The 26,633-nt window shown below is 35.0% G+C and carries 28 protein-coding genes; all 28 read left to right on the top strand.

Annotated elements, in window-relative coordinates; translation table 11 throughout:
• Window positions 1-198: 198 nt before the first annotated feature.
• Window positions 199-675, top strand: coding sequence for a hypothetical protein (locus ACWG0P_RS06005; protein WP_455800960.1), 477 nt, complete (start codon window positions 199-201; stop codon window positions 673-675).
• The gene (locus ACWG0P_RS06010; protein WP_455800961.1) at window positions 672-2,177 is read left to right on the top strand and encodes an SWIM zinc finger family protein; all 1,506 of its coding nucleotides are present in this window, start codon (window positions 672-674) and stop codon (window positions 2,175-2,177) included. The genes ACWG0P_RS06005 and ACWG0P_RS06010 overlap by 4 nt, the downstream gene beginning before the upstream one ends.
• The gene (locus tag ACWG0P_RS06015; RefSeq protein ID WP_455800962.1) at window positions 2,177-5,410 is read left to right on the top strand and encodes an SNF2-related protein; all 3,234 of its coding nucleotides are present in this window, start codon (window positions 2,177-2,179) and stop codon (window positions 5,408-5,410) included. Before ACWG0P_RS06010 ends, ACWG0P_RS06015 begins: the two co-directional genes overlap by 1 nt.
• A 183-nt stretch (window positions 5,411-5,593) precedes the next feature.
• Complete coding sequence (locus ACWG0P_RS06020) at window positions 5,594-6,097, top strand: GyrI-like domain-containing protein (RefSeq protein ID WP_455800963.1); 504 nt, start codon at window positions 5,594-5,596, stop codon at window positions 6,095-6,097.
• Window positions 6,098-6,241: 144 nt separating this feature from the next.
• On the top strand, window positions 6,242-6,826 hold the full coding sequence (locus ACWG0P_RS06025; RefSeq protein ID WP_455800964.1) for a DJ-1/PfpI family protein: 585 nt from the start codon (window positions 6,242-6,244) through the stop codon (window positions 6,824-6,826).
• 106 nt (window positions 6,827-6,932) lie between these two features.
• A complete protein-coding gene (locus ACWG0P_RS06030) occupies window positions 6,933-7,655 on the top strand; it encodes a DUF5131 family protein (protein ID WP_455800965.1) in 723 nt (240 codons plus the stop codon).
• Between the two features lie 30 nt (window positions 7,656-7,685).
• Complete coding sequence (locus tag ACWG0P_RS06035; RefSeq protein WP_455800966.1) at window positions 7,686-8,435, top strand: GNAT family N-acetyltransferase; 750 nt, start codon at window positions 7,686-7,688, stop codon at window positions 8,433-8,435.
• A 242-nt stretch (window positions 8,436-8,677) separates the two neighbouring features.
• Entirely contained in the window at window positions 8,678-9,010 is a 333-nt protein-coding gene (locus tag ACWG0P_RS06040; protein ID WP_455800967.1) for a PadR family transcriptional regulator, read from the top strand.
• Window positions 9,003-9,359: a DUF1048 domain-containing protein gene (locus ACWG0P_RS06045; RefSeq protein WP_455792540.1), complete on the top strand. Its 357-nt coding sequence runs from the start codon at window positions 9,003-9,005 to the stop codon at window positions 9,357-9,359. The genes ACWG0P_RS06040 and ACWG0P_RS06045 overlap by 8 nt, the downstream gene beginning before the upstream one ends.
• A 28-nt stretch (window positions 9,360-9,387) precedes the next feature.
• On the top strand, window positions 9,388-9,585 hold the full coding sequence (locus ACWG0P_RS06050; protein WP_455792538.1) for a cysteine-rich KTR domain-containing protein: 198 nt from the start codon (window positions 9,388-9,390) through the stop codon (window positions 9,583-9,585).
• A 53-nt stretch (window positions 9,586-9,638) separates the two neighbouring features.
• Entirely contained in the window at window positions 9,639-10,400 is a 762-nt protein-coding gene (locus tag ACWG0P_RS06055; RefSeq protein ID WP_455800968.1) for an ABC transporter ATP-binding protein, read from the top strand.
• Between the two features lie 2 nt (window positions 10,401-10,402).
• Window positions 10,403-11,182 (top strand): ABC transporter permease, encoded by a 780-nt coding sequence (locus ACWG0P_RS06060; RefSeq protein ID WP_455800969.1) that lies wholly within the window; start codon window positions 10,403-10,405, stop codon window positions 11,180-11,182.
• Between the two features lie 249 nt (window positions 11,183-11,431).
• Entirely contained in the window at window positions 11,432-12,403 is a 972-nt protein-coding gene (locus tag ACWG0P_RS06065) for a PhnD/SsuA/transferrin family substrate-binding protein (protein WP_455800970.1), read from the top strand.
• Between the two features lie 180 nt (window positions 12,404-12,583).
• A complete protein-coding gene (gene phnC / locus ACWG0P_RS06070; protein ID WP_455792531.1) occupies window positions 12,584-13,372 on the top strand; it encodes a phosphonate ABC transporter ATP-binding protein in 789 nt (262 codons plus the stop codon).
• Window positions 13,369-14,142 carry a PhnE/PtxC family ABC transporter permease gene (locus ACWG0P_RS06075; protein ID WP_455792529.1) on the top strand — a complete coding sequence of 258 codons (774 nt, stop codon included), beginning with the start codon at window positions 13,369-13,371 and terminating at the stop codon, window positions 14,140-14,142. Before phnC ends, ACWG0P_RS06075 begins: the two co-directional genes overlap by 4 nt.
• Window positions 14,142-14,999: a PhnE/PtxC family ABC transporter permease gene (locus ACWG0P_RS06080; RefSeq protein WP_455800971.1), complete on the top strand. Its 858-nt coding sequence runs from the start codon at window positions 14,142-14,144 to the stop codon at window positions 14,997-14,999. The genes ACWG0P_RS06075 and ACWG0P_RS06080 overlap by 1 nt, the downstream gene beginning before the upstream one ends.
• A 187-nt stretch (window positions 15,000-15,186) precedes the next feature.
• A complete protein-coding gene (phnG, locus tag ACWG0P_RS06085) occupies window positions 15,187-15,609 on the top strand; it encodes a phosphonate C-P lyase system protein PhnG (protein WP_455800972.1) in 423 nt (140 codons plus the stop codon).
• A gap of 10 nt (window positions 15,610-15,619) precedes the next feature.
• On the top strand, window positions 15,620-16,201 hold the full coding sequence (gene phnH / locus ACWG0P_RS06090; RefSeq protein WP_455792083.1) for a phosphonate C-P lyase system protein PhnH: 582 nt from the start codon (window positions 15,620-15,622) through the stop codon (window positions 16,199-16,201).
• 3 nt (window positions 16,202-16,204) lie between these two features.
• Entirely contained in the window at window positions 16,205-17,314 is a 1,110-nt protein-coding gene (locus ACWG0P_RS06095; RefSeq protein WP_455800973.1) for a carbon-phosphorus lyase complex subunit PhnI, read from the top strand.
• Window positions 17,298-18,137, top strand: a complete 840-nt coding sequence (locus ACWG0P_RS06100; protein ID WP_455800974.1) for an alpha-D-ribose 1-methylphosphonate 5-phosphate C-P-lyase PhnJ — start codon at window positions 17,298-17,300, stop codon at window positions 18,135-18,137. Before ACWG0P_RS06095 ends, ACWG0P_RS06100 begins: the two co-directional genes overlap by 17 nt.
• A gap of 2 nt (window positions 18,138-18,139) precedes the next feature.
• Complete coding sequence (locus ACWG0P_RS06105; protein ID WP_455800975.1) at window positions 18,140-18,979, top strand: ATP-binding cassette domain-containing protein; 840 nt, start codon at window positions 18,140-18,142, stop codon at window positions 18,977-18,979.
• Window positions 18,980-18,994: 15 nt separating this feature from the next.
• Entirely contained in the window at window positions 18,995-20,158 is a 1,164-nt protein-coding gene (gene phnM / locus ACWG0P_RS06110; RefSeq protein WP_455800976.1) for a phosphonate metabolism protein PhnM, read from the top strand.
• 2 nt (window positions 20,159-20,160) lie between these two features.
• Entirely contained in the window at window positions 20,161-20,790 is a 630-nt protein-coding gene (locus ACWG0P_RS06115) for a DapH/DapD/GlmU-related protein (protein WP_455800977.1), read from the top strand.
• On the top strand, window positions 20,777-21,481 hold the full coding sequence (locus ACWG0P_RS06120; RefSeq protein ID WP_455800978.1) for a phosphonate C-P lyase system protein PhnL: 705 nt from the start codon (window positions 20,777-20,779) through the stop codon (window positions 21,479-21,481). Before ACWG0P_RS06115 ends, ACWG0P_RS06120 begins: the two co-directional genes overlap by 14 nt.
• Window positions 21,478-22,323: a PHP domain-containing protein gene (locus ACWG0P_RS06125; RefSeq protein ID WP_455800979.1), complete on the top strand. Its 846-nt coding sequence runs from the start codon at window positions 21,478-21,480 to the stop codon at window positions 22,321-22,323. The genes ACWG0P_RS06120 and ACWG0P_RS06125 overlap by 4 nt, the downstream gene beginning before the upstream one ends.
• A complete protein-coding gene (locus ACWG0P_RS06130) occupies window positions 22,284-23,045 on the top strand; it encodes an inositol monophosphatase family protein (protein ID WP_455800980.1) in 762 nt (253 codons plus the stop codon). Before ACWG0P_RS06125 ends, ACWG0P_RS06130 begins: the two co-directional genes overlap by 40 nt.
• A gap of 418 nt (window positions 23,046-23,463) precedes the next feature.
• Complete coding sequence (locus ACWG0P_RS06135; protein ID WP_455800981.1) at window positions 23,464-25,845, top strand: FtsX-like permease family protein; 2,382 nt, start codon at window positions 23,464-23,466, stop codon at window positions 25,843-25,845.
• Between the two features lie 13 nt (window positions 25,846-25,858).
• Complete coding sequence (locus ACWG0P_RS06140; protein WP_455800982.1) at window positions 25,859-26,629, top strand: ABC transporter ATP-binding protein; 771 nt, start codon at window positions 25,859-25,861, stop codon at window positions 26,627-26,629.
• Window positions 26,630-26,633 lie beyond the last annotated feature (4 nt).

Genomic DNA, 26,633 nt, shown 5'->3' on the forward strand with positions numbered 1-26,633 from the left:
ATTCTATAGGTAGTGAGTGATAATCCAAGATATATAAAAACTTCTATTATCGTTAGTAATGATAATTCATAGTATATTAGGCAGGATTTTAAGTAAGTTTTGTTGGAATGAGAGTTATGATATTTCCATGTAAATACGATTTTATTTGTGATAAAATCATATCAAATTAGAAGTGCTTTGCTATGGGAGGGATGATTTGTGATAAATTTAGTGGATGTTCTTTTAGGAATGGAAAGTGTAAATGAGGATAATCAATCTTTTTACAACAAGAAAAAAGAAGTAATTGTAAATATTAATTTTGAATATACTCGAAAATATGAAAACGACATCCTTGATGAATATCTTTTGTTATGCCCAGAATGGGAGAAAGACGAGATTCGTGAAGCTATTTATTTTTATGAACACGAAGATGAATATATTTCATTGCCAAGTCGTTTTGATATTCAAGAACATCAAATTATGGAGACATATGCGCAAAGTCTTTCAAACCAACGAGTTGCGGAGGAATCATTAAATAAACTGCATAGCAAAGGAGCATTTCGTAAATTTAAAGATACAATTAGATATAATAATTTAGAGGAAGATTGGTATGAATATCGCGATCAATGTTTTTGTAATATCGCAAAAGCATGGTGTGAGAAACATGGTATTGCATATGAGGAAGAAACTGTATGAAAAAATACCAAAAGTTGTTTGAACCTGAAATATGGAATCTAGGGTATAGTTATTGTCTTAAAAATAGGGTGGAAATTTACGAAAAACAAAACGAAAATGTTTTTGCTATAGTCAATGATTCACATCCATATAAAGTAAATATTATTTTTAATGATGATGAAGTCGTATATATGGATTGCGATTGTGTATATGAAATGGATCGAAAAAATTGTGAACATATGGCAGCTGTACTTATAAAATTGAGTTTGGAAGATAATCCAACAGCGTGTGTGCCACTTCAAAAGATACAAGCACAAAGTGATGATGTATTGGGCGAAACTATGTTTAAATATTTCAAAGGAAATCCTCAAAAATGTATCAGTCAAGCAAACGCATACAGATTTGACAGAGAGTTTTCAATGGCAATAGAGACTTCTACAAAGGATGACATGATGTATGAAAGATGGGAGAATCTATTTTCTACATTACATAAAATTCTAGAAATGAGCAATTCCATCAATTCTGCTGTACCGATGTCATTAACTACACAAATGATGCACACTATTTTTCAAAGACTAAAAAGTTCACCTTCTAATGGATCATTACAGAGAATCAAGTGGATTCATCAACATCTGAAAGCGATGAAGCGTTTGGATTTTTTAATTGTGTTGTTAGAGAATGCATTTACCAAAGATCAGGAAGGGTTACGCACGTTAAATGGAATGCTTGATGGCTATCATAAACAGAAAAATTTTCAAGTTTGTTCGTATTGTCTTAAACTGAAGATTCAACTTATGAAAGATTTGAAATTTAGTTCTCAAGATATTTTATCAAGCATTTCTAATTATAAAAACTTTGGGGTGGTAAAAGATTATGAAATCGAATGTGATATTCATAACAGAAGTTATGCGATTGCAAAAGAAAAATTGTTGGCGTATTTGCGGATTCCTTCATTAGAACTTCATAAACGAAAAGAACTTATAGGAACTGTAATGCACGTTTCTTTGATGCTAAAAGAATATGATAACTATTTGAATTATTTGTTCAAACTCTATGAAAACAGCGATACTCTTCCAATGAAATATTTGAAGGATTTGTTAGAATTCGCGAGAGTGCAGAATGAATACGAAAAGGTATTAATGAAAGTAACTAAAAGTATAAAACTATATTGCGAATATTATCAACTGATAGAGATATACATGGAATTAGAGTTGTATGATAATGTTCTCTATGAAATTTATCACTCTCAAGAACTTGATTTGTTGATTTATAACGAGAGTATTTTAAGGGAATATGATACGAAATTATATAATTATGTATTTTATTATATGATAATTACGGAAATGCAGAATGCTACCAATTACAATCAATTCTACGATCTTTATAACATTCTTTCTGATTTTGTTAAGTCTGTAGAAAATAAGTTGGTTGTAAGCGAGATTTTGATATATGCGAAAGAACATTTCTTTAGAAAAAAACATTTGATAGAACTACTAGATGAAATATATGGGGAGGCAGAATAATGGAATACACTTTAAAGAACTTTGATCAGACTGCTTTCCATGATAACATACATAGAGTATTAGCTGAACAATTTCATACCTCAGAATTTGTTGATACGGTGGATGTAGTTGAGGATGCAGGGGTATTTCAATTAACAGCAATTGTATCCATTTTCCAACATGAAAATCATGTGCAGCTGACGATGGACGCTCAGGGCAATGTACTCAATTTTGTATGTGACTGTGGGCATTGTGAAGAAAAGGCTTGTGGTCATGTTGGGGCTGTTGTAAAGAAATTGATACAGATAAAACCAAACCAATTCCCTTACCATTATATCAATACCTTTTGTGATATAAGAAAACAGAAAAGAGAACAATTATTCGAGGCTATAGAATATAAAAAAATGGGAAAAATTGTTGGAGATAGTAGGGAGTTGATGGAAGAAGCCATTGCAGCTTATGAACATGATCTCGCTATGCATTTGCAAGATGAACAATATGAACTTGTTCCATCTATTGAAATAACAAAACTGGATGAAATACAAATTAGTTATCGTATAGGAAATGAAAAACTTTATGTGATCCGTAATATCGAAGAATTTATGAATCGTGTAGACTCTCAAGTAGAATTTAGTTATGGGAAATCATTATCATTTATACATAAAATGGAAGCTTTCGATGAAAATGCTATAAAACAGATAGAAATGCTTCGCCTTTTCATAATACAAAATTTAAAGAAAATAAGTGAACATGATTATTACAATGTTTTACCTATTTCTCGATATTTGTTAGTAAATGAGCAAAGGATGGATGTGTTTTTTGATACGTATTTTGAAACGCAAATACCTTCTATCAATTTTAAATGCGAAGAATCTGATGAACTTATGCACATTACAATTCATCAAAGTGGGAAGTTATTTATATATAGTTGGGATTTAGCGCAGAGTTTTATTATGGGAGATAAGCATCTTTATAAAGTAACAAAATCTAAAATATATAATATAACTCGATATGCGTTGGACAACGAAGGTAAGACGATGAAGTTTTTAAGAAAATTATTATATAATTCTATGTCTGTTTATCAAGATGAAAATGAGAAATTTCAAAAGTATGTTCTTTATCCAATCAAAGAGTATTTGGATATCGATATCGTTGGACAAGAAGATATTTGTGAGCTTATAAAATTATATGCAGATATTGATCAAGAAGAACAAATGTATGTGAGATTGGAATATGTTCATGAAAATGGAAAAAGATACAAAGGGTTTAATGAAACGTATGTAACTAACTATACGCAAGATATAGTGGAAGCCATGATTAAAAAACATGCAAATGTAATAGATTACGGGAGTCATCTTGCATATTTTGACTTACATAGTGAAAGTGACGATGGATTCAATTTTATTTATGATGCATTGCCAAAACTAAGTGAGTACTGTGAAATTTATGTAAGCGATGCATTGAAAAAACTAGGGAGTAGCAACCATTATTCAATTTCTATTGGAGTTCATTTTACAAATGATTTATTATCTATAAATATAAACAGTGAAGAAATACCCAAAGAAGAGTTATCGGATATTCTAAAAGCCTATCGAAGAAAGAAAAAATTCTATCGTTTGAAAAATGGACAATTATTGAATCTGAATTCTGAGAATTTAGAAGAATTAAATGAGTTTGTTGAAGAGCAACATTTAACATTATCTGATTTACAAGGGAAAATTGAAATCCCTACATATCGTATGTTTTCACTGGTAGACGATATGGATGAATTTCAAAATTTGATGTTTGAAAGAGATAAACAATTTCAAGATATGATACGTCATTGGGATGGTGATATTGTAAAAGAATTTGAAATACCATCGCAATATGAGCCAGTTCTACGAGATTATCAGAAGGATGGATTTCAATGGTTATCTTTATTACAACGTTATAATTTCAATGGCATCTTGGCCGATGATATGGGGCTTGGAAAAACATTACAGATGATTGCATTGCTTGAGAGTAAGATTGCATTAGGAACTAGTATTGTTGTTTGTCCCGCATCTCTTATTTATAACTGGGAAGATGAGATACACAAGTTCTCTTCAAAATTGAAATGTGCCTGTGTTTGTGGGAATGCTGATGAGAGAGGCTTTATAGTAAAAGATTATAAGAAATTTGATGTTTTGATTACTTCTTATGATTATATGAGAAGGGATATTGCACTGTATGATGAAATATCATTTTTATATGTTATTTTAGATGAGGCACAAAATATAAAAAACCAGAAAACAAAGAATGCAATTTCTGTAAAGAAATTAAAAGCTAAACATAAAATTGCGATGAGTGGGACACCAATTGAGAATTCTTTGGCGGAATTATGGTCTATTTTCGACTTCCTCATGCCGAATTATTTGTACAACTATCATTATTTTCAAAAGCATTATGAGAATGATATTGTGAAGAATAATAATGAAGAAAAACAGCAGAAACTAAAGAAATTAGTTACACCTTTTATTCTTCGTCGTACAAAAAAAGATGTGTTAAAAGAGCTTCCTGATAAAATTGATCGTTATTATCAGATCAGCTTTAGCGAAGAGGAACATAAATTGTATCTTGCCCATTTAGCACAAGTAAATAAAGAACTACAAAGTATGATGGAGGCAGATGTTCCTGATAAAATTGCAATTCTTGCGATGTTAACGAAACTTCGTCAATTGTGTTGTGAACCACGTTTATTATTTGAAAATATTGAGGAGCCTTCTACAAAACTAAAGACATGTTTGGAATTGATTGAATCACTTAGAGAAAACAAACAGAAAGTACTATTGTTTTCAGGATTCACTAGTATGTTAGATCTTATTGCGGAAGAATTAACCATGAGAGGTATATCTTTTTATATGCTTACTGGCAAAACCAGTAAAGAAGATAGAAGAAAATTGGTTGCTCAATTTCAAAAAGATGATACGACAGTATTTTTGATTTCCTTGAAAGCTGGAGGAACAGGGTTAAATCTTACTTCTGCAGAAGCAGTGATTCATTATGATCCATGGTGGAATCAGTCAGCGCAAAATCAAGCAACGGATCGTGCGCACAGAATTGGACAAACAAAAAATCTTCAAGTATTCAAGCTTGTAATGAAAAATAGCATTGAAGAAAAAATACAGGAGTTGCAACTTAAGAAAAAAGAACTTGCTGATATGTTTGTTGAAAATAATGAGGGAAGTGTTTCAAAAATGAGTAAAGAAGATATCATGCAATTGTTTTCTGTGTGATTCTGTAAAAGGTTTGTGTTGTAGATATTTATATTTAAATATTTTACTGCATAGTAAAAGAATTGAATTCGTTATTCACATATAAGCAAAACACATTAAAAACCTTCCATTTTAGGTCTAAATAGAAGAGGAAACCTAAAGATTTATATGATATCCTATCATCCTATATAAGGAGGAATAGTTATGGAATTACCATTTCTGGTTGTAGAAAAAGAAAGTTTTAATGTGTTGGCTTATAGAATAGAGACGACAAACCAAAAACAAGAGGGAAGAAAGAAAATCCCAGAATGTTGGAACACCTTTCGCAATGGTGCACAACAGGAGTTATTAATGTCTCGAAAAACGCAAGAACCATATGGTTTATTAGGAATAAGTGAATATAATATTGATTCTAAAGATGCAAGACGTTTTGCTTATTATATTGGGATTTCTTCTAGTGACGAGAGGGAAGGAGACTTGGTGTCTTATACAGTGCCTAAACAAACTTGGGCAATCTTTCCTTGTACAACGGATACTATGGGAAAAGTTCAAGTACAAGCGATTACAAAATGGCTACCGAAATCGAAGTATGCTCCACTAAACAAAGGATACATCACTGGTAGAATGAAATCAGGTGCTCCGGATATAGAATGCTATTTGAATGAAGACGGAGATGCGCAAGTATGGATTGCGGTTAGCGAGAAATGAACTATTTTAAGTAAATAAGATAAGAGATAGAGAAACATTAATAGATTGCATTAGACTTATTGGTTGGTGACTGATAAGTCTTTTTATATAGGTATATTTATGTTAGAATAAATTCATGAGTGAAGTATACATGGAGGTAGGGTTATGAAGATATTGCTTTTGTGTTTACATGCATTTGAAATGATGGAAGTAAGTCCGTTCATTGATGTGTTTGGATGGGCAAGGGATGATTTCGATTGTGATATTGAGGTAATTACTTGTGGTTTTCATAAGAGTGTTAAGAGTACTTTTGGTGTTCATATGGAAGTTGAAGTCGTAATCGAAGATGTAGATGTACAAGAGTATGATGCTTTAGCAATTCCAGGTGGTTTTCAAGAGTATGGTTTCTATGAAGAAGCATATGATGAAAGAACTTTAGAGTTGATTCGTTCATTCGATAAGCTACATAAACCAATTGCCTCTGTATGTGTTGCGGCATTCCCTCTTGCGAAAAGTGGTATCTTGAAAGGGAAAAGAGCTACTACCTATCATTTAAGAGGTGGATATAAAAGAGAGGAATTAAAAGAATTTGGTGTACTTCTTGGAGATGAATGGATGGAAATAAATGAACATATCATTACTTCTTCCTGCCCTAAAACAGCACCAGATGTTGCCTATGCATTATTAAGTATGTTAACTACAGAAGAAAAAATGAACGAAGTAAAACAGGCTATGGGCTATGAAATATAAGTATTGAAACATGTCCGAAATTTACAGTGAAAATACATGCGTTTTTCTTTATAATATTTCTATAATGAAAAAATACATAAGAGTGTAGAGAAGTGGGAGGCTAGGTATGAACTGGGAACCATGGAGTGGATGTTATAAGATTAGTGAGGGTTGTAGCAATTGTTATTTTTATGGACCAAATGCAAAGCGTTATGGACAAAATAAAATAGAAAAAACAGATACATTCAATTGGCCAATTAGAAAGAATGCAAAAGGGGAATACAATATCAAAGGAGATAAGATTCTTGCGACATGTTTTGCGACGGATTTTTTCTTACCAGAAGCAGATGAGTGGCGTAAAGAAGCTTGGGCTATGATAAAAGAAAGACAGGATATTGAATTTTTGATTCTAACAAAACGAATTAATCGCTTTCTTGTATCACTTCCTAAGGATTGGGGAACAGGATATGAAAATGTGAATATTGGTTGTACCGTTGAAAATCAGGAAACCGCAGATTACCGTCTTCCTTTGTTTTTATCTTATCCTATAAAAAGACGTTTTATCGCATGTGCGCCATTACTAGAATCCATCGATTTGACACCTTATTTACATGGAGTAGAACACGTGAGCGTAGGTGGAGAAACTGGTCGTGAGGTGCGCGTATGTGATTATGATTGGGTTTTAAACATCCGTGAACAATGCATCAATGCGAACGTAACCTTTTGGTTTAAAAATACGGGTTCACAGTTTAGACGAAACGGTAGTATAGAAAAAGTGAATCCATTCAAACAAACAGGACTAGCGAAAGCGTTAGATATCAATATACTTAATGGGAAAAAATTGTTTTAATGAAGAATGATATAAGAGGTGAAATAAAGTATGGATACTTTCATAAATCTAACAGAAGAAAATATTGTAGATGAACATTTGTGTTGTATTATAAGAAATAAAAAACCACATGCTGGTATTGAGGCAAAAAGAGAATGGCTATTGAATCGATTGAAAGAAGGTCATGTATTTCGAAAACTTCAAAAGCAAGCAGTTGTATTTATTGAATATGCACCTCTTGAAAAAGCATGGGTACCTATTATTGGTGAGAATTTTTACTATATCTATTGTTTATGGGTTTCAGGTAGTGAAAAAGGACACGGATATGGAAAGTCTTTGTTGCAGTATTGTATAGAAGATGCGAAAGCCAATGGGAAATCTGGTATTTGTATGCTTGGATCTAAGAAACAAAAGCATTGGCTTAGTGATCAAAACTTTGCGAAGAGTTCCGGGTTTGAAGTTGTAGATCGAACAGATAGTGATTATGAGCTGCTTGCCTTATCGTTTGATGGCACTACACCTTCTTTTACACAACAAGCAAAAGCATCAAAAATTGATGAGAAAGATTTAACTATGTATTATGATATGCAGTGCCCATATGTTTATCAAACAATTGAAAAGATAAAAGCATATTGTGAACAAGAAAACATCCCTTTGCGTCTACAATGTATTGATACTTTGGAAAAAGCTAAGCAATTACCTTGTGCGTTTAATAATTTCGCAGTCTTCTATAAGGGTATTGTTGAAACTGTGAATTTATTAGATATATCATCTTTAGAAAAAATATTAAAACGAAAATGATTCCACATTTTTAGAAGAGAAGCCTTGAAAAATTATTCATTTATAATGTAGTTATATCCTAACTTTACACAAATCATCATCTTCGTATGATGGTTTTTTTGTGTATGAGGATATCAGTCTTATAGGAAAATATTTCTAACGATTATTTTTATTATATAGTTGACACAGTCACTACTACGTGATACTATATACCTGTAGTAAGTAGTACTTAATACCTACTACAAAGATTAGGGGTGAGTTGTATGGATAATTTAACAGAGATGTTAAAAGGAGTATTAGAAGGCTGTGTTTTAGAAATCATTCGTCATCATGAGACGTATGGTTATGAGATCACACGTAAATTGAATGCGTTAGGATTTCGCGATGTAGTAGATGGAACAGTGTATACTATTTTGGTAAGACTTGAAAAAAACAAATTAGTAGATATTACAAAGAAACCATCAGATATGGGACCTCCCCGTAAATTTTTTAAACTGAATGAGGCCGGAGAAAAAGAACTCGCTTCTTTTTGGCAAAAATGGGAGTTTGTCGCATCTAGAATTAACCACTTAAAGGAGGGTGAAGACAATGCATGAATTTTTTGACAACTATTTCAATATCCGTAAAATGATAGAGAGTAAACGTGAATATAAAGAAACAATGGCAAGAGTAAAGAAACTACCTGAAGATTATCAGTATGTCTTCAAGAAGATACAATCGCATATGTGGAATTTTGCCTCAGGTGCAGGATATGACATAATGGCAATCCACAACGATTTGATCGGGTTGTTTGAAGAAAGTGCCGCAAATGGAAGAGATGTATTAGAAGTTACAGGAGATGATGTTGCGTCTTTTTGTGAAGAGTTATTACGCAATGCATCTACGTATACAGAAGATTGGCGTACAAAATTAAACCGAGATATTCATCAAAAGTTGAAAAGATAAAATACAAGGAAAGAGAAGTAAACATTGTATGGAGAATAAAACGAAATGGTTATTGTGCCCAATATGCAAAAACAAAACACGAATTATGTTAAGGGAAGATACTGTGATGAAGAACTTTGTCTTGTATTGTCCAAAGTGTAGACAGGAACATCTTATCGATGTAAATAAAGGAAATATCAAAATATTAAAAGAGCCAGACGCAATGACGCAGAGCCAATCATTTTAAGAGTTATGAACTCGTTGATGATTGGCTCTTTGTGTTTATAAAGGAGAAAAAAGATGGAACATAAAATGATAGAAATACAGGGTTTGAAGAAATCATTTAAGCAGTTGGAAGTTTTGAAAGATGTTCATTTCGATGTGAAAAGAGGTGAAGTATTTGCGTTATTAGGGAGTAATGGAGCGGGTAAGACAACCTTGATTAAGATCTTATCAACGTTATTGTCTGCGGATGGAGGTAAGGCAGTTGTTTGTGGATATGATGTGACAAGAGATGCGATGAAGGTAAAAGAAGTGATTAGTTTGACTGGTCAGTTTTCCGCAGTGGATGATGTTTTAACGGGAAGAGAGAACTTGACATTGATTGCTCGACTTCGCCATATTCAAAATGTAAAAGAACAAGTAGAAAGTTTATTGATGAGATTTCAATTAATGGATGCGGCAGATCGACGTGCTTCCACATATTCAGGTGGTATGAAACGTCGTTTGGATATTGCGATGAGTTTATTAGGGGATCCTGAAGTGATTTTTCTGGATGAACCAACGACTGGATTAGATCCAGAGGCACGGATGGACGTATACAAAGAAATAAAGGAGATGTCCGATAAAGGTGTCACGGTGTTTTTGACTACACAATATTTAGAGGAGGCAGAGCAATTGGCAGATCGAATTGCGATTTTACATGAAGGAAGAATTTTATTATGTGGAACCCTTGATGAATTAAAGAAACAATTACCACAAGCAAAAGTGGAATACGTTGTAAAACAACCAAGTTTGGAAGATATCTTTTTATCTGTTATCAAAGCAAAGGAGAGTAAGTAAATATGAAACCTACAAGCTATTATTTTATAAGTGATATGGTGGTCATGTTGCAACGTTCTTTACATCAAATTTTTCGAAGTCTTGATACAATTATCACCGTAACTCTAACACCAGTTGCGATTATGTTGTTGTTTGTGTATGTGTTTGGTGGCGCAATGGCCGCAACTATGACAAGTGCTGAATTTACAACCTATATGTTACCTGGAGTGATGTTGATGTCCATTGCAGGAGGAGTTGCATATACTGCCCTTCGCTTGTTTACGGATATAAAGAGTGGTATATTTGATCGTTTTCACTCCATGCCTATTTCAGGATTTGCACCTCTTTGGGGACATGTTCTTACTTCCTTGGTATCCAATCTGCTATCTCTTGCGGTGATTATGGTGGTTGCTTTATGTATGGGATTTCGTTCCCTCGCAAGTATTTTACAATGGTTCGCTATTTTGGGGATTCTAATCTTATTTACGCTTTCTTTGACTTGGGTAGCAGTTGTCGCTGGGTTAAAAGCAAAGTCAGCGGATGGGGCGAGTGCTTTCTCCTATATTCTAGTATATTTACCATTCCTTAGTTCTGCATTTGTTCCTACAGAATCTATGCCACATGCTTTAAGGATATTTGCACAACATCAGCCAGTGACAGCAATCGTAGATAGCATAAGAGGTTTATTCGCAAACCAAGCGGTTGGCAATGAACTATGGGTCGCTTTATCATGGTGTATAGGAATCTTAATCGTTGCGTTTTTATTCGCCATGAGAATCTATCGACAAAGATCTTGTGATTAACTAAGAATCAGGGTGTTGGAAATAAACGTTTTTTTGGAATGATATGCAGGCAGTTTATTGAATGGAAGGGATGGGTGATATCCGTGTGATTTGTCTGTTTTTAACACAAAAATCATATTTGTGAACATTCTTCTCAAGAATTCATGGAATAATTACACTTTTTTTACTCCTCTTTTACAAAACATGAACGCAGTTCCTTTATGATAATTGTGTGCTTAGCACATTAGGTAAACTATAAAAGGAGAACATATGAAAAAAGGTAGTAAATTTTTAATGAGTGCCCTATTGGGGATGACACTGCTTGCAGGATGTAGCAGTGGAGGTGAAGAAACAAAGGACATTACAATCGCATTCCTTCCAAATGAAAAAACACCAGAGAGAAGTGAAGAAGCATTCGCTATGTTGGAAGAAGAAGTAAAAGCAGCATTAGGGGAGAATTACAATGTAAAAGTATCTGTATTAGATGATTATGCCGCAGTAACAGAAGCGATGTTATCAGGAACTGCACAGATTGCTTGGGAGAGTGGGGCAACGTTCGCAACAACACATGAGAAAAACGACAAAGTACTTCCAATTGTATCTTATGGACCAAAAGAGGATTTAGAAAAATCAGGGTATAATGCCTACATTGCTACCAATGTGAAAAACAAGGCAGACTTTGAAGGAAAAACAAGAGAAGAAAAATACGAACAATTAAAAGGAAAAAGCTTTAGCTTTGTATCCGCATCTTCTACAAGTGGATGTTTAGTACCTACACAATCCTTATGGGAAATCTTTGGAACTGAGGGAGAAAAAGTAGTTACTAAGAAAGAAGAAATTAATGTGAAGAAAGAAAGTGAAGGAGGATTGTTCTCCGATGTACAATACGGTGGAAATCATCCAGGTTCTGTAACATTGATTGCACAAGACAAAGTATATGCAGGGGCTTACTGTTGTAACTATGGGGATGATTATGAAAAAGATTTATATATCATCGATGAGCAGTTCGTACCCAATGGACCACTTTGGGTAAATACAGAAGTATTGACAGAAAAAGAAGTAACAGATTTAACTGATCACTTTGTAAATTTAACAAGCGAAAATGCGATCAATAAGAATTTCTTTGCGAAAGAGAATGGATTCTTCTTTGAAGCAGAAGATGATACAACAACGTATCGTTTCTTCAAAACAGATGTATCACGTTACCAGTTCATTCTAGATATGAACAAACAAGGATTATAATCCTAACCAAGCTGTCCTCTATAGAAAAGAACGACAGCTTTTCTTATGTCTTCCTTTACAGAAAAAACATAAATCTATAGGTATGTAAAGAACTTGTAACAGACGTTTTACCTCATATTAACAAATCCCGCTTTTAAATACGTTACAATCTGCATGTAGAAAAGGAAATTAGGTGACGATATGAGAAAAGAAATATTAAGAGTAGACAACGTAACAAAAATATATAACAATCAAGTGCATGCGTTAAAGGATGCGAGTTTCTCCTTACATGAAGGAGAATTCATTAGTGTGATTGGTCCTAGTGGCTCTGGAAAGAGTACACTTCTTCGTTGTATCAATCAGATGATTGATGTATCCAATGGAAATATCTATTTCATGGATGAGGATGTGACCAAAGCGAAGAAAAAGAAAATACGCGATATTCGAAGAAATATAGGAATGATCTTTCAACATTACAATCTTGTATATCGTTTGAACGTATTAGAAAATGTATTGCATGGACGTTTGGGATATTATCCTACATGGAAAAGTGCTCTTGGCTTATATGCGGAAAAAGATATTGAAAAAGCAGCACAAATATTAGATATGCTAGGGTTAAAGGATCGCCTTTATACGAAATGTTCACAGTTATCTGGGGGACAAAAACAACGTGTAGGGATTGCTAGGGCATTGATTCAAAATCCAAAGATGGTGTTATGTGATGAACCTATCGCTTCACTTGATCCTCAATCTAGTAAAGTTATTATGGAACATCTTCATGGAATCACTAAAACAATGAATATTCCATGTCTTGTGAATCTTCATCAAGTGGATGTAGCCTTACATTATTCAGATCGTATCATTGGAATGCATGAGGGAACAATTGTATTTGATGGGAAACCAGAAGAACTTAGCAACGAGGTGATTGAAAAGATATATGGAGTACCAATGTCTGAATTGATTAGTAAAGTTGAGGAGGTTGGCGCATGAGTTATTTCCTCCATAGACGTAAAGTAATGTTGATTGGGTGTGTGTTATTGTTAGGGATGATTACCATTTCCACACTACGCCTAGAAATTGATTGGTTAAAAATACTCGTGAATTCTAAGAATTCTTGGGTACGATTCACACAAGAATATTTACCAATGGATCTAAGTGTACTACCTACACAGTTGTATCAATTATGGGTGACCATCGTGATCTCTATAGCAGGTGCATTTGTTGGAATGGTCCTTGCCTTCTTCTCCTCTTTGGCTTTATCAAAGAATACAGGAAAGAATACCATTCTAAAATATGCAGTACGTGGATTTGCGTCCTTTACTAGAAATATACCAGAAGCAGTATGGGCAATCTTATTAATTCCATTTTTATGGTTTGGAGAGTTTCTAGGATTCCTTGTAATGTGTATCATCTCTTATGGGTTTTTGACTCGTACATTTGCAGATGCTATTGATGAAGCCAACAGCAATTGTTTGGAGGCATTAGAGGCAACTGGGGCAAACTATTGGCAAATCATTGTACATGGAGTGATTCCAGAAACAATGCCTGCCTTAATTTCATGGAGCTTATACGCTGCCGAAAACAATATACGAAGTGCAACCGTAGTAGGAATGCTTGCGGGTGGTGGTATTGGATGGTTGATGGGAGTATACAAAGACTTCTATCAAATGAAAAGTTTATGTACCGCCATTGCATTAATTGTGCTCGTAGTCATTATTACCGATCAAATCTCTACACAGATCAGAAAGAGGCTATTATGATGGAACAAGTGTTAACCATGCAATCCGTAGATAGTCTACGGAAAAAGAAAAAAGGAAAATATGTAATTAAACAAAGAGATATGACCTCTCGTATCATATTTATGGTATTGTTGTTGTTTGGAGGTATTTGTATCTACTTTCTAGGGTTTATGTGCGATTATCAATGGGATCAAGTACGTCCTGATTTAATCGTAAATATTTTAGTAAAATTCTTTGATTATTCTAATGTTTCTATACTATCCATAAAAAACATTGCCTTATCGTTATGCAATACCTTATTGTTGGCTTTTATGACAACCATTATTGGGACTTTTATTGGATTGATACTTGGATTAGGGGCAGCACGAAATCTTTCCAATCCATGGTTATCCAATATCATACGAGGAATTGCAGGATTTATTCGTGCGGTACCAACTATTATTTGGACGATTCTATTTGTATCTGGATTTGGATTAAGCGCTACAACAGCGATTGTTGGGATGAGTTTCCATAGCATTGCGTACTTTATTAAGTCATATTCAGAGGCGTTTGAAGAGGTGGATAAAGGAACCATTGAAGCATTGCGTGCGACTGGTTCAAGTTGGGGACAAATTGTAACAAGTGCAGTCTTACCAACATCTTTTACCAAAATTATCTCTTGGATTGCGATGCGCAGTGAAATGAACTTTGCGGCAGCGGTTATCATTGGTCCTGCTGTTGGAGTACCTGGAACGATAGGTTCTATCTTAAATCAATTTGCACGTGGTGGAAATTATGGAGGACTTGGATTATGTATCCTTGTGATTTTCCTAAGTGCACTTACCTTTGAAATCTTTTTAACAAAATATAAACAAAGAACACTGATTACCAATGCTTAGGTAGTCAGTGTTTTCTTTATCCTAAAATTGATAATTTCAAAGATTTATTTACGTACAATTTGCAAATATATAGCGTGATAGGGTTTTCATGATGGAATTTATCCAAAGCAATACAGAACATTAACTTTGTGTTAACGAAAGTCGTTGGAAAACAAGGTACACTACGTTTGTAACATAAGGAGGATCTATGAAAAGAAAAGAACGCTGCGAAATATTGATACATTGTAAAGAAAACTTTCTTGATAAATGGGCGGATAAGCTAGAAAACAGTGCACAGATGACATTGTTAGAAGAACCAGCAACCGGACTTGTTATGGTCAAGATGAGAGAGAGTGCTCAAAATTCCTTGTTTTATTTAGGAGAAGTATTTGTTTCAGAGGCAAAGGTATCTTGTAATGGACATATTGGAATTGGCATCGTTACTGGAAATCAGCTACAGAAAGCATATGACTTGGCAGTGATTGATGCGGCTTATAAAGCAGAGTTGCCCTTGTTAAGTGAGTTTGAAATAGAGTTAAAGAAAGAAGCGGTACGTTTACAAGAAGAACGTACACAAAAACATCGAAAGATTATGAAGACCAAAGTGAACTTCGATACGATGGATGTATAGGGAGAACAATATGAAATTTGATATGGTATTTGATGTACAGAAAGCATTTCGTAAGGTAATAAAAGCATTCTCCTATCCAGGAGATATTCACTCCCTTGCGGAAGAAGTGCAATATATGGATCATGATTGGAGTTGTTATCCATCGACACGTTTGCTTATGCATATGTTGTTGGATACAGATACAAGTTTTGCATTAGCAAGTAGTGATTCAACACTTGCGGTGGGGTTTAGTAATATGACGTATTGTCCTTGTGTGGATGTGAGGGAAGCTGCCTATATCTTTGTATGTGGTGCTTCTTCTACCTCTTTACAAGAACTCATTGAACAAGCAAATGAGGGAACCCTAAAAGATCCTCAACTAGGCGCAACGATGATCATTGAATGTGAAGAATTAAGTTCTAGTCATCAGTATCGCGTGCAAGGTCCAGGGATTCAAACAGAAAAATCAATTGGTATTCGAATGAAAGAAGAATGGATGCTGGCAAGAAATGAAAAGAATAAAGAATTTCCACTGGGAATCGATTTGATTTTTGTGGATCGTAAAAACAATATGATGGCGTTACCAAGAACCACAAGGATAGAGAGGAATTAGCACATGGCATATGTAGCAGTCAAAGGTGGCAGTGAAGCCATTGAAGAAAGTATTCGTCGTTTGAAGTATGAAAGAGTCAAACAAGGCGTATGTGCAGATGTAAAAACAATTGAAGGAAGTATGCGTCTATTGATAGATCAAGTGATGAGTGAAGCTTCTCTATACGCTCCTGAACTAGCAGCACTAGCAATCAAACAGGGAGAGGGTTCTATGGAAGAAGCGGTCTTTCTTTTAAGGGCATATCGATCTACTCTTCCTAGAAAATATTATTCCACAATCATTGAAAGTGAAAGCATGCAAGTAGAACGTAGAATATCTGCAGCATTTAAAGATATACCACAAGGACAGATTTTAGGATCTACGTATGATTATACGCATCGATTGTTGGATTTTACATTGAGTAAAGAGAAAGAAAAAGATATCAAAAAATATCTACAAGAATTCTTAAATGAAAAAGAAACGGGGACAAGTGATGATTTGCGAATTCCTAAAGTAAGTGAATATTTAAGAAAAGAAGGGTTGTTGCCTGAGGTTGAAATAAATGATCAAAAACCAAAAGATACAACGAAACAGATGTTAACCTTTCCAACCGTGCGTAGCGAACGTCTTCAAATCTTGAGTCGTGGAATGACGCAGGCAGTTACGGCATTGGGGTATGCATCCTTACGAGGATATGGCGTTGTACATCCTACGGTGAGTGAACTTCGTGTTGGTGAATTACCAATCTATATCGCAGATCCTTATGGAGAAAGCAAAGAGGAAGATTGTTATTATATTGGAGATATCAAGGTAACAGAAGTAGAAAGTTTGATTCCTGTAACGAAAACAAATAGTAAGGGAGAAAAAGAGTTAGAGTTTCAAATTGGATATGGGCTTACGTATGGGCAAAATGAAACAAAGACCATTGCGATGAGTATATTGGATCATTGTTTGGAAAGTGAAGAAAAGAAGTTTGCGGTAAATGATGAAGAGTTTGTGCTTTATCATATCGATTCTATTGAAGCAACAGGCTTTATTTCTCATTTAAAGTTGCCACATTATGTAACTTTCCAATCCAAGTTAAATGCGATGCGAAAAACAAGAAAAGAGGCAGACGATGAAAAAGAAATATAATTATGCATTCTTTGATGAAGGAAGTAAGCGTGAAATACGTCGATCCATCCTAAAAGCAATTGCGATTCCTGGGTATCAAGTGCCTTTTGCCTCAAGAGAAATGCCCATTGCTAGAGGTTGGGGGACAGGTGGTATTCAGTTGACCTTATCCTTGATAGGACCAAAAGATAGTGTGAAAGTCATTGATCAGGGAAGCGATGAAAGTGTCAATGCCATCAGTATCAAAAACTTAATACAAGAAACTACAGGAGTAAAGTTGGTAAATGATAGTGAAGAGGCTAGTTTGATTCAATCAAGACATCGTATTCCAGAGATTGGGTTACATCAAGACCAAATCTTAATCTTACAAGTGCCGACTCCAGAACCATTGCGAGAATATGAACCAAGTGAAAGGGTTACGAAACAACTTCATGCGGAAAAAGAATATACAGGAGCTTGGTTGATGTTGTATGAACAAATTATGAAGTTTGATGATATGACAAGTGGAGCGGATCATCCTGTGATGGTACATGATCGCTATGTGATGGCTCCTTCTCCCATTCCTAAGTTTGACAATCCCAAAATGCATGAGAGTGAAGCTTTGATTTTGTTAGGGGCAGGAAGAGAAAAGAAAATCTATGCAGTTCCACCTTATACAAAAGTAGTTTCACTAGACTTTGAAGATAAACCATTTCAAAGGGAAAATTTTCAAGGGAAATCTTGTCATTTATGTGGGGCAAAGCATGTGTTCCTAGATGAAATCATTCATGAAGAAAATGGAACTGTCTATTATCAATGTAACGATACAAGCTATTGTTTGCAAAGAAGAAATAAGAGAGGATAAGTATGGAGCAGGAAAAACCAATGATGTGTGTGCGCAATCTAAACAAACAATTTGGAGATGGATGCGTACATTGCAAAGATAAACCAGATGCATTACAAGGAAATTATTGTCCAGTTTGCGGGACCGTGTATGCTTGTCAAGATATTAGCTTTGATGTATACGATGGAGAAATTTTAGGGGTCGTTGGAGAGAGTGGAAGTGGGAAGTCTACGATGATGAAGTGTTTATACTTTGATCAAGATGTAACGAGTGGGGAATGTAGTATCCGTACCTATCAAAATGGGGAAGCCAATATGTTTGCACAATCATCTCAACAACAGCGCTATATTCGTAATCATGTATTAGGTATGGTGTATCAAAATCCGTATTTGGGATTACGTATGAATTTTACAAGTATCGCAAATATTGCGGAGAAATTGATTGCGGCAGGAAATCGCAACGTTGCCTTTATGAAACAGCGCGGAGAAAATCTATTAGATGAAGTAAAAATACCTGTATATCGAATGAAAGAAGAACCTCGTAATTTTTCTGGAGGTATGCAACAAAGAGTACAAATCGCGAAAGCATTAAGCAACAATCCGCCAGTCTTATTACTTGATGAAGTGACAACTGGATTGGATTTGAGCGTACAAGCCAATGTATTGGACCTAATCAAATCAATACAACGAGAATTGCATGTATCCATGATTGTTGTTTCTCATGATTTAGGCGTCATTAAAATGTTGGCAGATCGCACGATTGTGATGTTGGATGGAAAGATTATTGAACAAGGATTAACTGATCAAATCATGGAAGATCCACAACATCCATACACGCAACAACTTGTATATTCACTACTATAAAGGAGCTCATATAAGATGAAAGCAATTACAAATGGAATCATTGTTTTAGAAGATAAAATATTGAGGGATCATGTAGTACTTATTGAAAATGATTGTATTGTGGGGATATTACCAACGATGGATATGCCATTGGTGGATGAAGAATATAACGCTTATGGTGGGTATGTGACACCTGGTTTTATTGATATTCACTCTGACCATATTGAAGCTATGGCTGCACCTCGTCCAAGTAGTGTTATGGATATGGAATTAGCGGTTTATGAATTTGAAAAAGAATGTTGTACACATGGGATTACAACGATGTTTCATTCTGTAAGTATTTGGGAAGGTGTAGGAGCATCTCCTATGAGAAAGCCTGAACATGTAAAGAAATTAGCAGATATCATTGAGAAGAGCCATTCTCAGTTGCATTTGATTCATCATCGCTTTCATATGCGTTTCGAGATTGATAATATCGCACAATTTCCTTTGATGATGGAATACTTGAAAGAGAAACGTGTACACTTGATTTCATTTATGGATCATACACCAGGACAAGGTCAATATCGTAATATTGAAACGTACCGTAACTATGTACGTGCTGCGAAGAAATTAAGCGAAGAAGAGATTGAACAAGAAGTACAACGTCGTATGGATGGAGAAAAACTTACCTTAGAAATGATAGAAGAAGCAGCGACACTAGCGAAACAACAAGGAATTTCTATCGCATCACACGATGATGATACGATAGAGAAGCTGGATATCGTAAAGGGGTTTGGCGCAGTTATATCAGAGTTTCCTATTACATTAGAAGTTGCGAAGAGTGCGAAAGAAAAAGGGATGTACACAGTTGTAGGTGCCCCAAATATCTTGTTGGGTGGCTCTCATTCAGGAAATTTGAGTGCGAGTGAGGCAGTAGAAGCAGGGGTTGCGGATATTCTATGTTCAGATTATTATCCAGCAAGTTTATTACATGCCATATTTATTATGGAAGAAAAGGGACAGACAATTTGGGATATGGTCGCAAAACTTACGATACATCCAGCACGAGCAACAGGAATTGATCATATCGTGGGTTCTATTGAAAAAGGAAAAAAGGCAGACTTGTTGATCATACGTAAATTACCGAATGGTTTACCTGCCATTACAGATGTGTTTGTGGATGGAACTTGCATTGCGCAAAACCATTATAGGGTATAAAAATGAAATTAGGTAAAGAGGTTGTCATCGGGGAAGATGTGGTATTGGATGAGGTAGAATTTAGTACGTATAACAAAGTGGGAGACAATAGTGTTTTAGAACATGTAGTGATGATGGATTATTCCTATTGTGAACCAAATTGTATGTTGCAAAATACAACTGTTTTAAAGTTTGTGGATATTGCGAGAAATGTTCGTATTGGAGCGACGCAACATCCTTTAGAAAGAGTGAGCGATCATCATTTTACATATCGAAGAAAGATGTATGATATGGATGATCATGATGATGAAGAGTTCTTTGAGCGAAGAGAAATGAAGCGTACTTATATTGGAAATGATGCTTGGATTGGACACGGTGCGATTATTGAAGCTGGTGTGAAAATAGGAAATGGGGCAGTCGTTGGTTCTGGGGCAGTGGTGACCAAAGATGTTCCTCCTTATGCGATTGTTGCAGGTGTTCCCGCAAAGATACTCAGATTTCGCTTTGACTCTGAACAAATAGCCGCATTAGAAGAAATCAAATGGTGGGATTTTGAGGATGCATATATACGAAAAAATTTTCAGGATTTTCTGTTGGATATTGATGCGTTTATAAAAAAATATAAAGGAGATTACAAACATGGAGAAAGATAACTTGTTGGAAATAGAGAATCTAGGTAAAACATTCCACATGTATGTCAATAACGATAAGGTGATTCATGCGTGTAAAGGGATATCTTTGAGTATTAAAAAAGGTGAATTCGTTGGGATTACTGGAAAAAGTGGTAGTGGAAAATCAACAATCTTAAAGGGGATATATCGAACAAATCTTCCGGATGAGGGTTCTATAGTATATGAGAGTGAACGCTTTGGAAAGATGGATATATGCCATGCGAGTGAGCGTGAAATGATGTATCTTCGAAAGCATGAAATTGGTTATGTTTCTCAGTTTCTTCATATTATGCCAAGAACGAGCGCAAGAAGTATTATCGAGAATGCGGTGATGGAGATGGGGAAAACAAAAGAAGAGGCGCAAGAAGAGGCGATTGCGATGTTGAAGCATTTTGAACTAGATGCCTCGCTTTGGGATATGTATCCAAATACATTTAGTGGTGGAGAAAAACTTCGTTTAAATATTGCGGCCGCCATGGTAAAACGTCCAAGATTATTATTGTTGGATGAACCTACCGCAAGCTTGGATGCGAGTAGCAAACAGAAAGTTCGAGATTTGATTGAGCAATTGAAAAATGAAGGAACAACGATGTTGGGGATATTCCATGATTTAGAGTTTATGGAAGGTCTTTGTGATAAAGAATTTAATATGCAACAGGGCTTGATGGTATGAACACAGTAGATTTACACATTCATAGTGAATATAGTGATGGATCTTGTAGTGTGGATGAAATCTTAGATATAGTCGAAGAAAAGGGGATGTATGCTTTTTCGATTACAGATCATGATACCTTTGCGGCATATGAGGAATTGAAGAATAAAAAGTTTTCTGGGCAGTTGATCAAAGGAGTTGAACTTTCTTGTGTAGATACAAGGACACAAAAGGATGTTCATATCCTTGGGTACTGTCTGCCAGAGAAGACAGAGCATATTGATGTTTTATGTGCGAAGACAAGAGAGAGATTGCATGAAAAGGCATTATGGCAAATTCAACAATTGCGAGCGCATGAATATGAGATAACAGTAGAAGAAGTACAACAATATGCGAAAAAAAGTGGGACGATTTATAAACAGCATATTCTTCAGGTTTTGGTAGATAAAGGGTATTGTGATGAACTATATGCTCCATTGTATCAGACATTATTTAAAAATTCTGGTATCTGTCAAAAAGAAATGGAATATCCAAGCGTTAAAAAGGTGATTGAGGCAATTCATGAGGATGGAGGTATCGCTATATTGGCGCATCCATATCAAAGTCATGTGGAAGAGGAGTTGTTGCGGTTTTATGAACTTGGTATCAACGGAATCGAAGTTTATCATAGTTCACACAACAAAGAGCAAGTGGAATATCTCCATGCATTTGCGAAAAACTATCACTTGTTACAAACAGGGGGAAGTGATTTTCATGGTAAGTATGGCAAGGAACCGATGATTGGGGAAGTTCAAAGTGAATGGAGAAGTGAGGAGCATTGTTTATGCAAAATGAAATACTGGAAAGCACAATATTATTTGTAAAAGAATGCGGCGAGTTTTTACGTAAGGAATATACCAACCAAATACGTGAAAAAGAGGGATGTTTTGACTTGGTAAGTGATTTGGATGAAGAAATAGAGAGAAGGATTACGACATACCTGTCTACGAAATATCCTACTCATCATTTTCTTGGTGAAGAACAACATCGAGAAATGGGGGAAGATTTATGGATTATCGATCCGATTGATGGGACTACAAATTTTATAAGTGCACATCAGGACTTTGCAATATCTATTGCATATTATCATGATTATTTGCCAGTGTTTGGAATTGTATATGATGTGATGAAAGACGAGATGTTTGTTGGTGTTCGTGGGGAAGGCGCTTATTTGAATGGAGAAAAGTTGGAAGTTATAAAAGATAAAAGGTTATCAGAGTGTGTGGTGGATGTAAGTTTGCATACCATGGCTAGCGTTTATGAGTGTTATGGGAAACATATGATAGCTCTTCAAGGAAATATACGTGGTCATAGAAGCTTAGGGTGTGCTTCTCTTAGTATTTGTCATATTGCGAGTAGGGCGTTAGATGCGTATATATCGATGCATGTGAAATGTTGGGATTATGCGGCTGCTATGATTGTTTTAAAAGAGGCTGGTGGGTTTTGTGAAATACAGGGAGACTTTTTCACATCATCTTCTACTGGAGCTGTGTTTGCGAATACAGATGGGGTGTGCAAAGAATTAGTAACTTTTTTATCAAACTAGATGAGGGCATAGGGAGATACAGCAAGTTTGATATGAAATCTTATAGGATATAGTTCCATGTTAGTAAGGCGTGTATGTTCTGGATAGAGGATATGCACTTTTTTTAGGTTAAAAAGGATGTGTGATAGGGGAAGGAGAATCAAATTGAGGGAGAAATTGGAAATATAAAATTTTTATTCGCAAAATTCAGCGATAAATAAAGGGGAATTTAGAAATATATCATAAAGTGAATGGAGATTTTTTTTGAATATGCTATACTTCATTTACATTATAAAAAACGTTTACTATATGTTATAAATGGTTGTGAGATAGGACAAGAAAAAAGAGTTTTGTGATAGTTTTATAGTATTTAAGGATTTTTTCATAATTGGATTGTTATACTTGAGACATCTTAAGGAGATAGAAAGGAACTGAATATATGTTATTTCAAATATTAAAAAAAGATATGATGAAAAGAAAAGGCGTAAATGCTATCCTCTTTTTGTTTATTACATTAGCTACTATATTTCTATCAAGCAGTGTAAATAATATTATGATTGTCTCATCTGCCGTTGATTATTATATGGATTATGCAAACATTCCTGATACTAATGTTGTATTGAACTCAGAAAAATATAATGCAGAAATTAACGCATGGTTAAATACGCAAAAAGAAGAGGGATTGGTTACAACGTATGATTATAGTACTTTTCGAATGCTTCCAAACAAAGCGTTGGCGCAAGTAGATGGAGATGAAAAGAAAAGTATTGATAGCAATGGAGCTTCCTTATATATATGTGCAATGGATGTTGATTATAACAAAGTATATGATCAACAAGGAGAATCATTTGCACTAGCTTCGGGAGAAGTGGCGATGTCTACATCGCTTATGAATCGCAATAAGTTGAAAGAAGGAGACAACTTAATTTTATCAGTAGATGATAAAGAACGTTCGTTTAAAGTAACCGTGGAAATGAAAGATGCGGCTTATGGAAATGAAATGGTTGGAATGAGTCGTATTGTAATGAATGAGGATGATTACAAGGAAGTAGGAGAACATTTTACGACACTTGGATTATATTACATCATGTCTCCTGATGAAGTTACATTCTCTAAAAAACTTGATGATCAAGGGTTTCCAAGTATCTTTAATGCAGTGTCAAAGAGCATGTATAAGATGGTGTATTCGTTTGATATGATTATGGCAGGGCTTCTGATATTGATTGGTGTATGTCTAATTTTGATTGCGATGTTAGTTCTTAGATTTACTTTGGTATTTACGATGGAAGAACAATATCAAGAGATTGGAATATTGAAAGCGATTGGTCTTCGAGATTTTCAAATTAAGAAATTATATCTAATTAAGTACTTGGCCATTGTAAGTGTTGGTGCGTGCTTGGGATTGTTTATAAGTATTCCAGTAAGCAACTTTATGATTGCAAGTGTAAGTGAAAATATGATTATGGCAAGTGGGGATATTAATATAGGTATCAACCTATTGTGTGCAGCCTTTATCATTATCATGGTGTTATCGTTCTGTTATTTCTGTACACGCAAACTAAATAAAGTTTCTGCCATAGCAGCAATCCATGGAGGTAGTAAAGGTGAAAGCTTTCATGAAAGACCAGGGTTGAGCTTGGCAAAACGTCTCCATATGCCAGTTTTCTTATATTTAGGACTCAATGACATATTTGTTCATATTCGTCGATATGCAGTTTTGATTATCACATTTTGTCTTAGCTGTATTCTTATGACGATACCTTTGAATACACTTAATACTATGACAAGTAGCGAGATGGTTACCAAGTTTTTGTTAAATCCGAATAGTTCTGTCTTTGTACGTGAAATAGAATCAAAAGATGAAGGACAGTATTTGAGTGTAGATGATTTACAAAAAGGGATTACTAGATTACAAAAAGAAATGAAAGAAAAAGGATATGAAGCTGAGTTTACATCTGATTTAATTTTCTTCTTGAAATTTCGTGAAGATGAAAATGCAATGAGCCGCAAAGCCATGAGTGTTCAAGTGATAGGGAAAGAAAACGATTTTGCGCAATATTCCCAAGGAGAGGCGCCAAAGCTTATCAATGAAATTGCATTTTCAAAATCTATCATGGAAGAAGAAGGCTGGGGTATTGGAGACTATGTAGAGACAACCATTAATGGGAAAGAACAGCGTATGTTAATCACAGGCTCTTATACTGATTATATGCAACTAGGATTGAGTGCACGTTTGAACCCTCTTGTGGATACAAGTGAAGAAATTATGTTTGATTATTGGAGTGTGATGGTTCATTTGGATAGTGATTTATCTCAAGAAGAACTTGCGAAGAAATTGAGTGTAGACTTTCCAAATTATGAGTGGTTAACAGGACAAGAGTTGGTAAATCAAAATGTGGGAGGAATACAAGATATTTTAGGACAACTTGTGGTTCCGATGACTGCGATGCTATGTTTGGTGATTATGTTGATTACATTGTTGATGGAAAAGTTATTTATTACTAGAGAAAAAGGGGAAATTGCAATGATGAAAAGTGTTGGATTCCGCTATCGTTCCATTTGCAATTGGCAAGTAGGTAGAATGACTTTGGTAGTATTGGCTTCCTTTCTGATTTTGGTGCCTTTAAGTTTATTGAGTAACCAATATCTATTAAAACCTATCTTTGCTATTATGGGTGCAGAAGTAGATATACAAATCGACTTTTTACAAGTATATGTTGTGTATCCTGGGATTTTATTAGCGGGAGTTATGATTGCGACATTATTGGCAGTTCATGGTATTAAACGAGTAGATATTCGTGAAATGAATAATCTTGAATAGGAGGAGAATCAAAATGCAAACATTAAAAATAACGAATCTATGTAAAACATATATAGTAAATAAACGACAAAACAATGTGCTACGTAACGTGAATTTTGAAATACAAAATGGGGAAATGGTCGCTATTATGGGACCTTCAGGATCGGGGAAGACGACATTATTGTATACTGTAAGTGGGATGGATCAGGCAACAGCAGGAAATGTTGACTTTTTCGGGAAGGAACTCACATCTTTGAAATCAAACGAAATGAGCGATCTTCGTTTACAAGAGATGGGATTTGTTTTTCAACAAATGTATATGCTGAAAAATCTTTCTATCTATGATAATATTGTATTACCAGCATATCAGAGTAAAGAAGGGAAAAATGCACAGGGAAGAAAAGAAATCAAAGAGCGGGCACAGCTACTTATGAGTAAACTTGGTATCAATGAAGTAGCCCATAATGGGGTAAATGAAGTCTCTGGTGGGCAATTACAACGTGCATGTATATGCCGAAGTTTAATCAATAACCCTAAGATTGTATTTGCGGATGAACCTACAGGGGCTTTGAATAAACAAAACTCATTAGAGGTTATGGAAGAGTTGAATCGTATCAATGAAGATGGAACTAGTGTTATGCTTGTTACGCATGATATGAAAGTTGCGTCCAAATGTGAGCGAGTTCTCTATATTGAAGATGGAGATATTCGTGATGAAATCTCCCTTGGAAAATGGAGTACTGCGCAAGATTTATATGCAAGAGAGCGAATGCTGAATGAGTGGTTGATAAAACTTGGATGGTAGCAAA

This window comes from Amedibacillus sp. YH-ame6, from assembly GCF_053848845.1.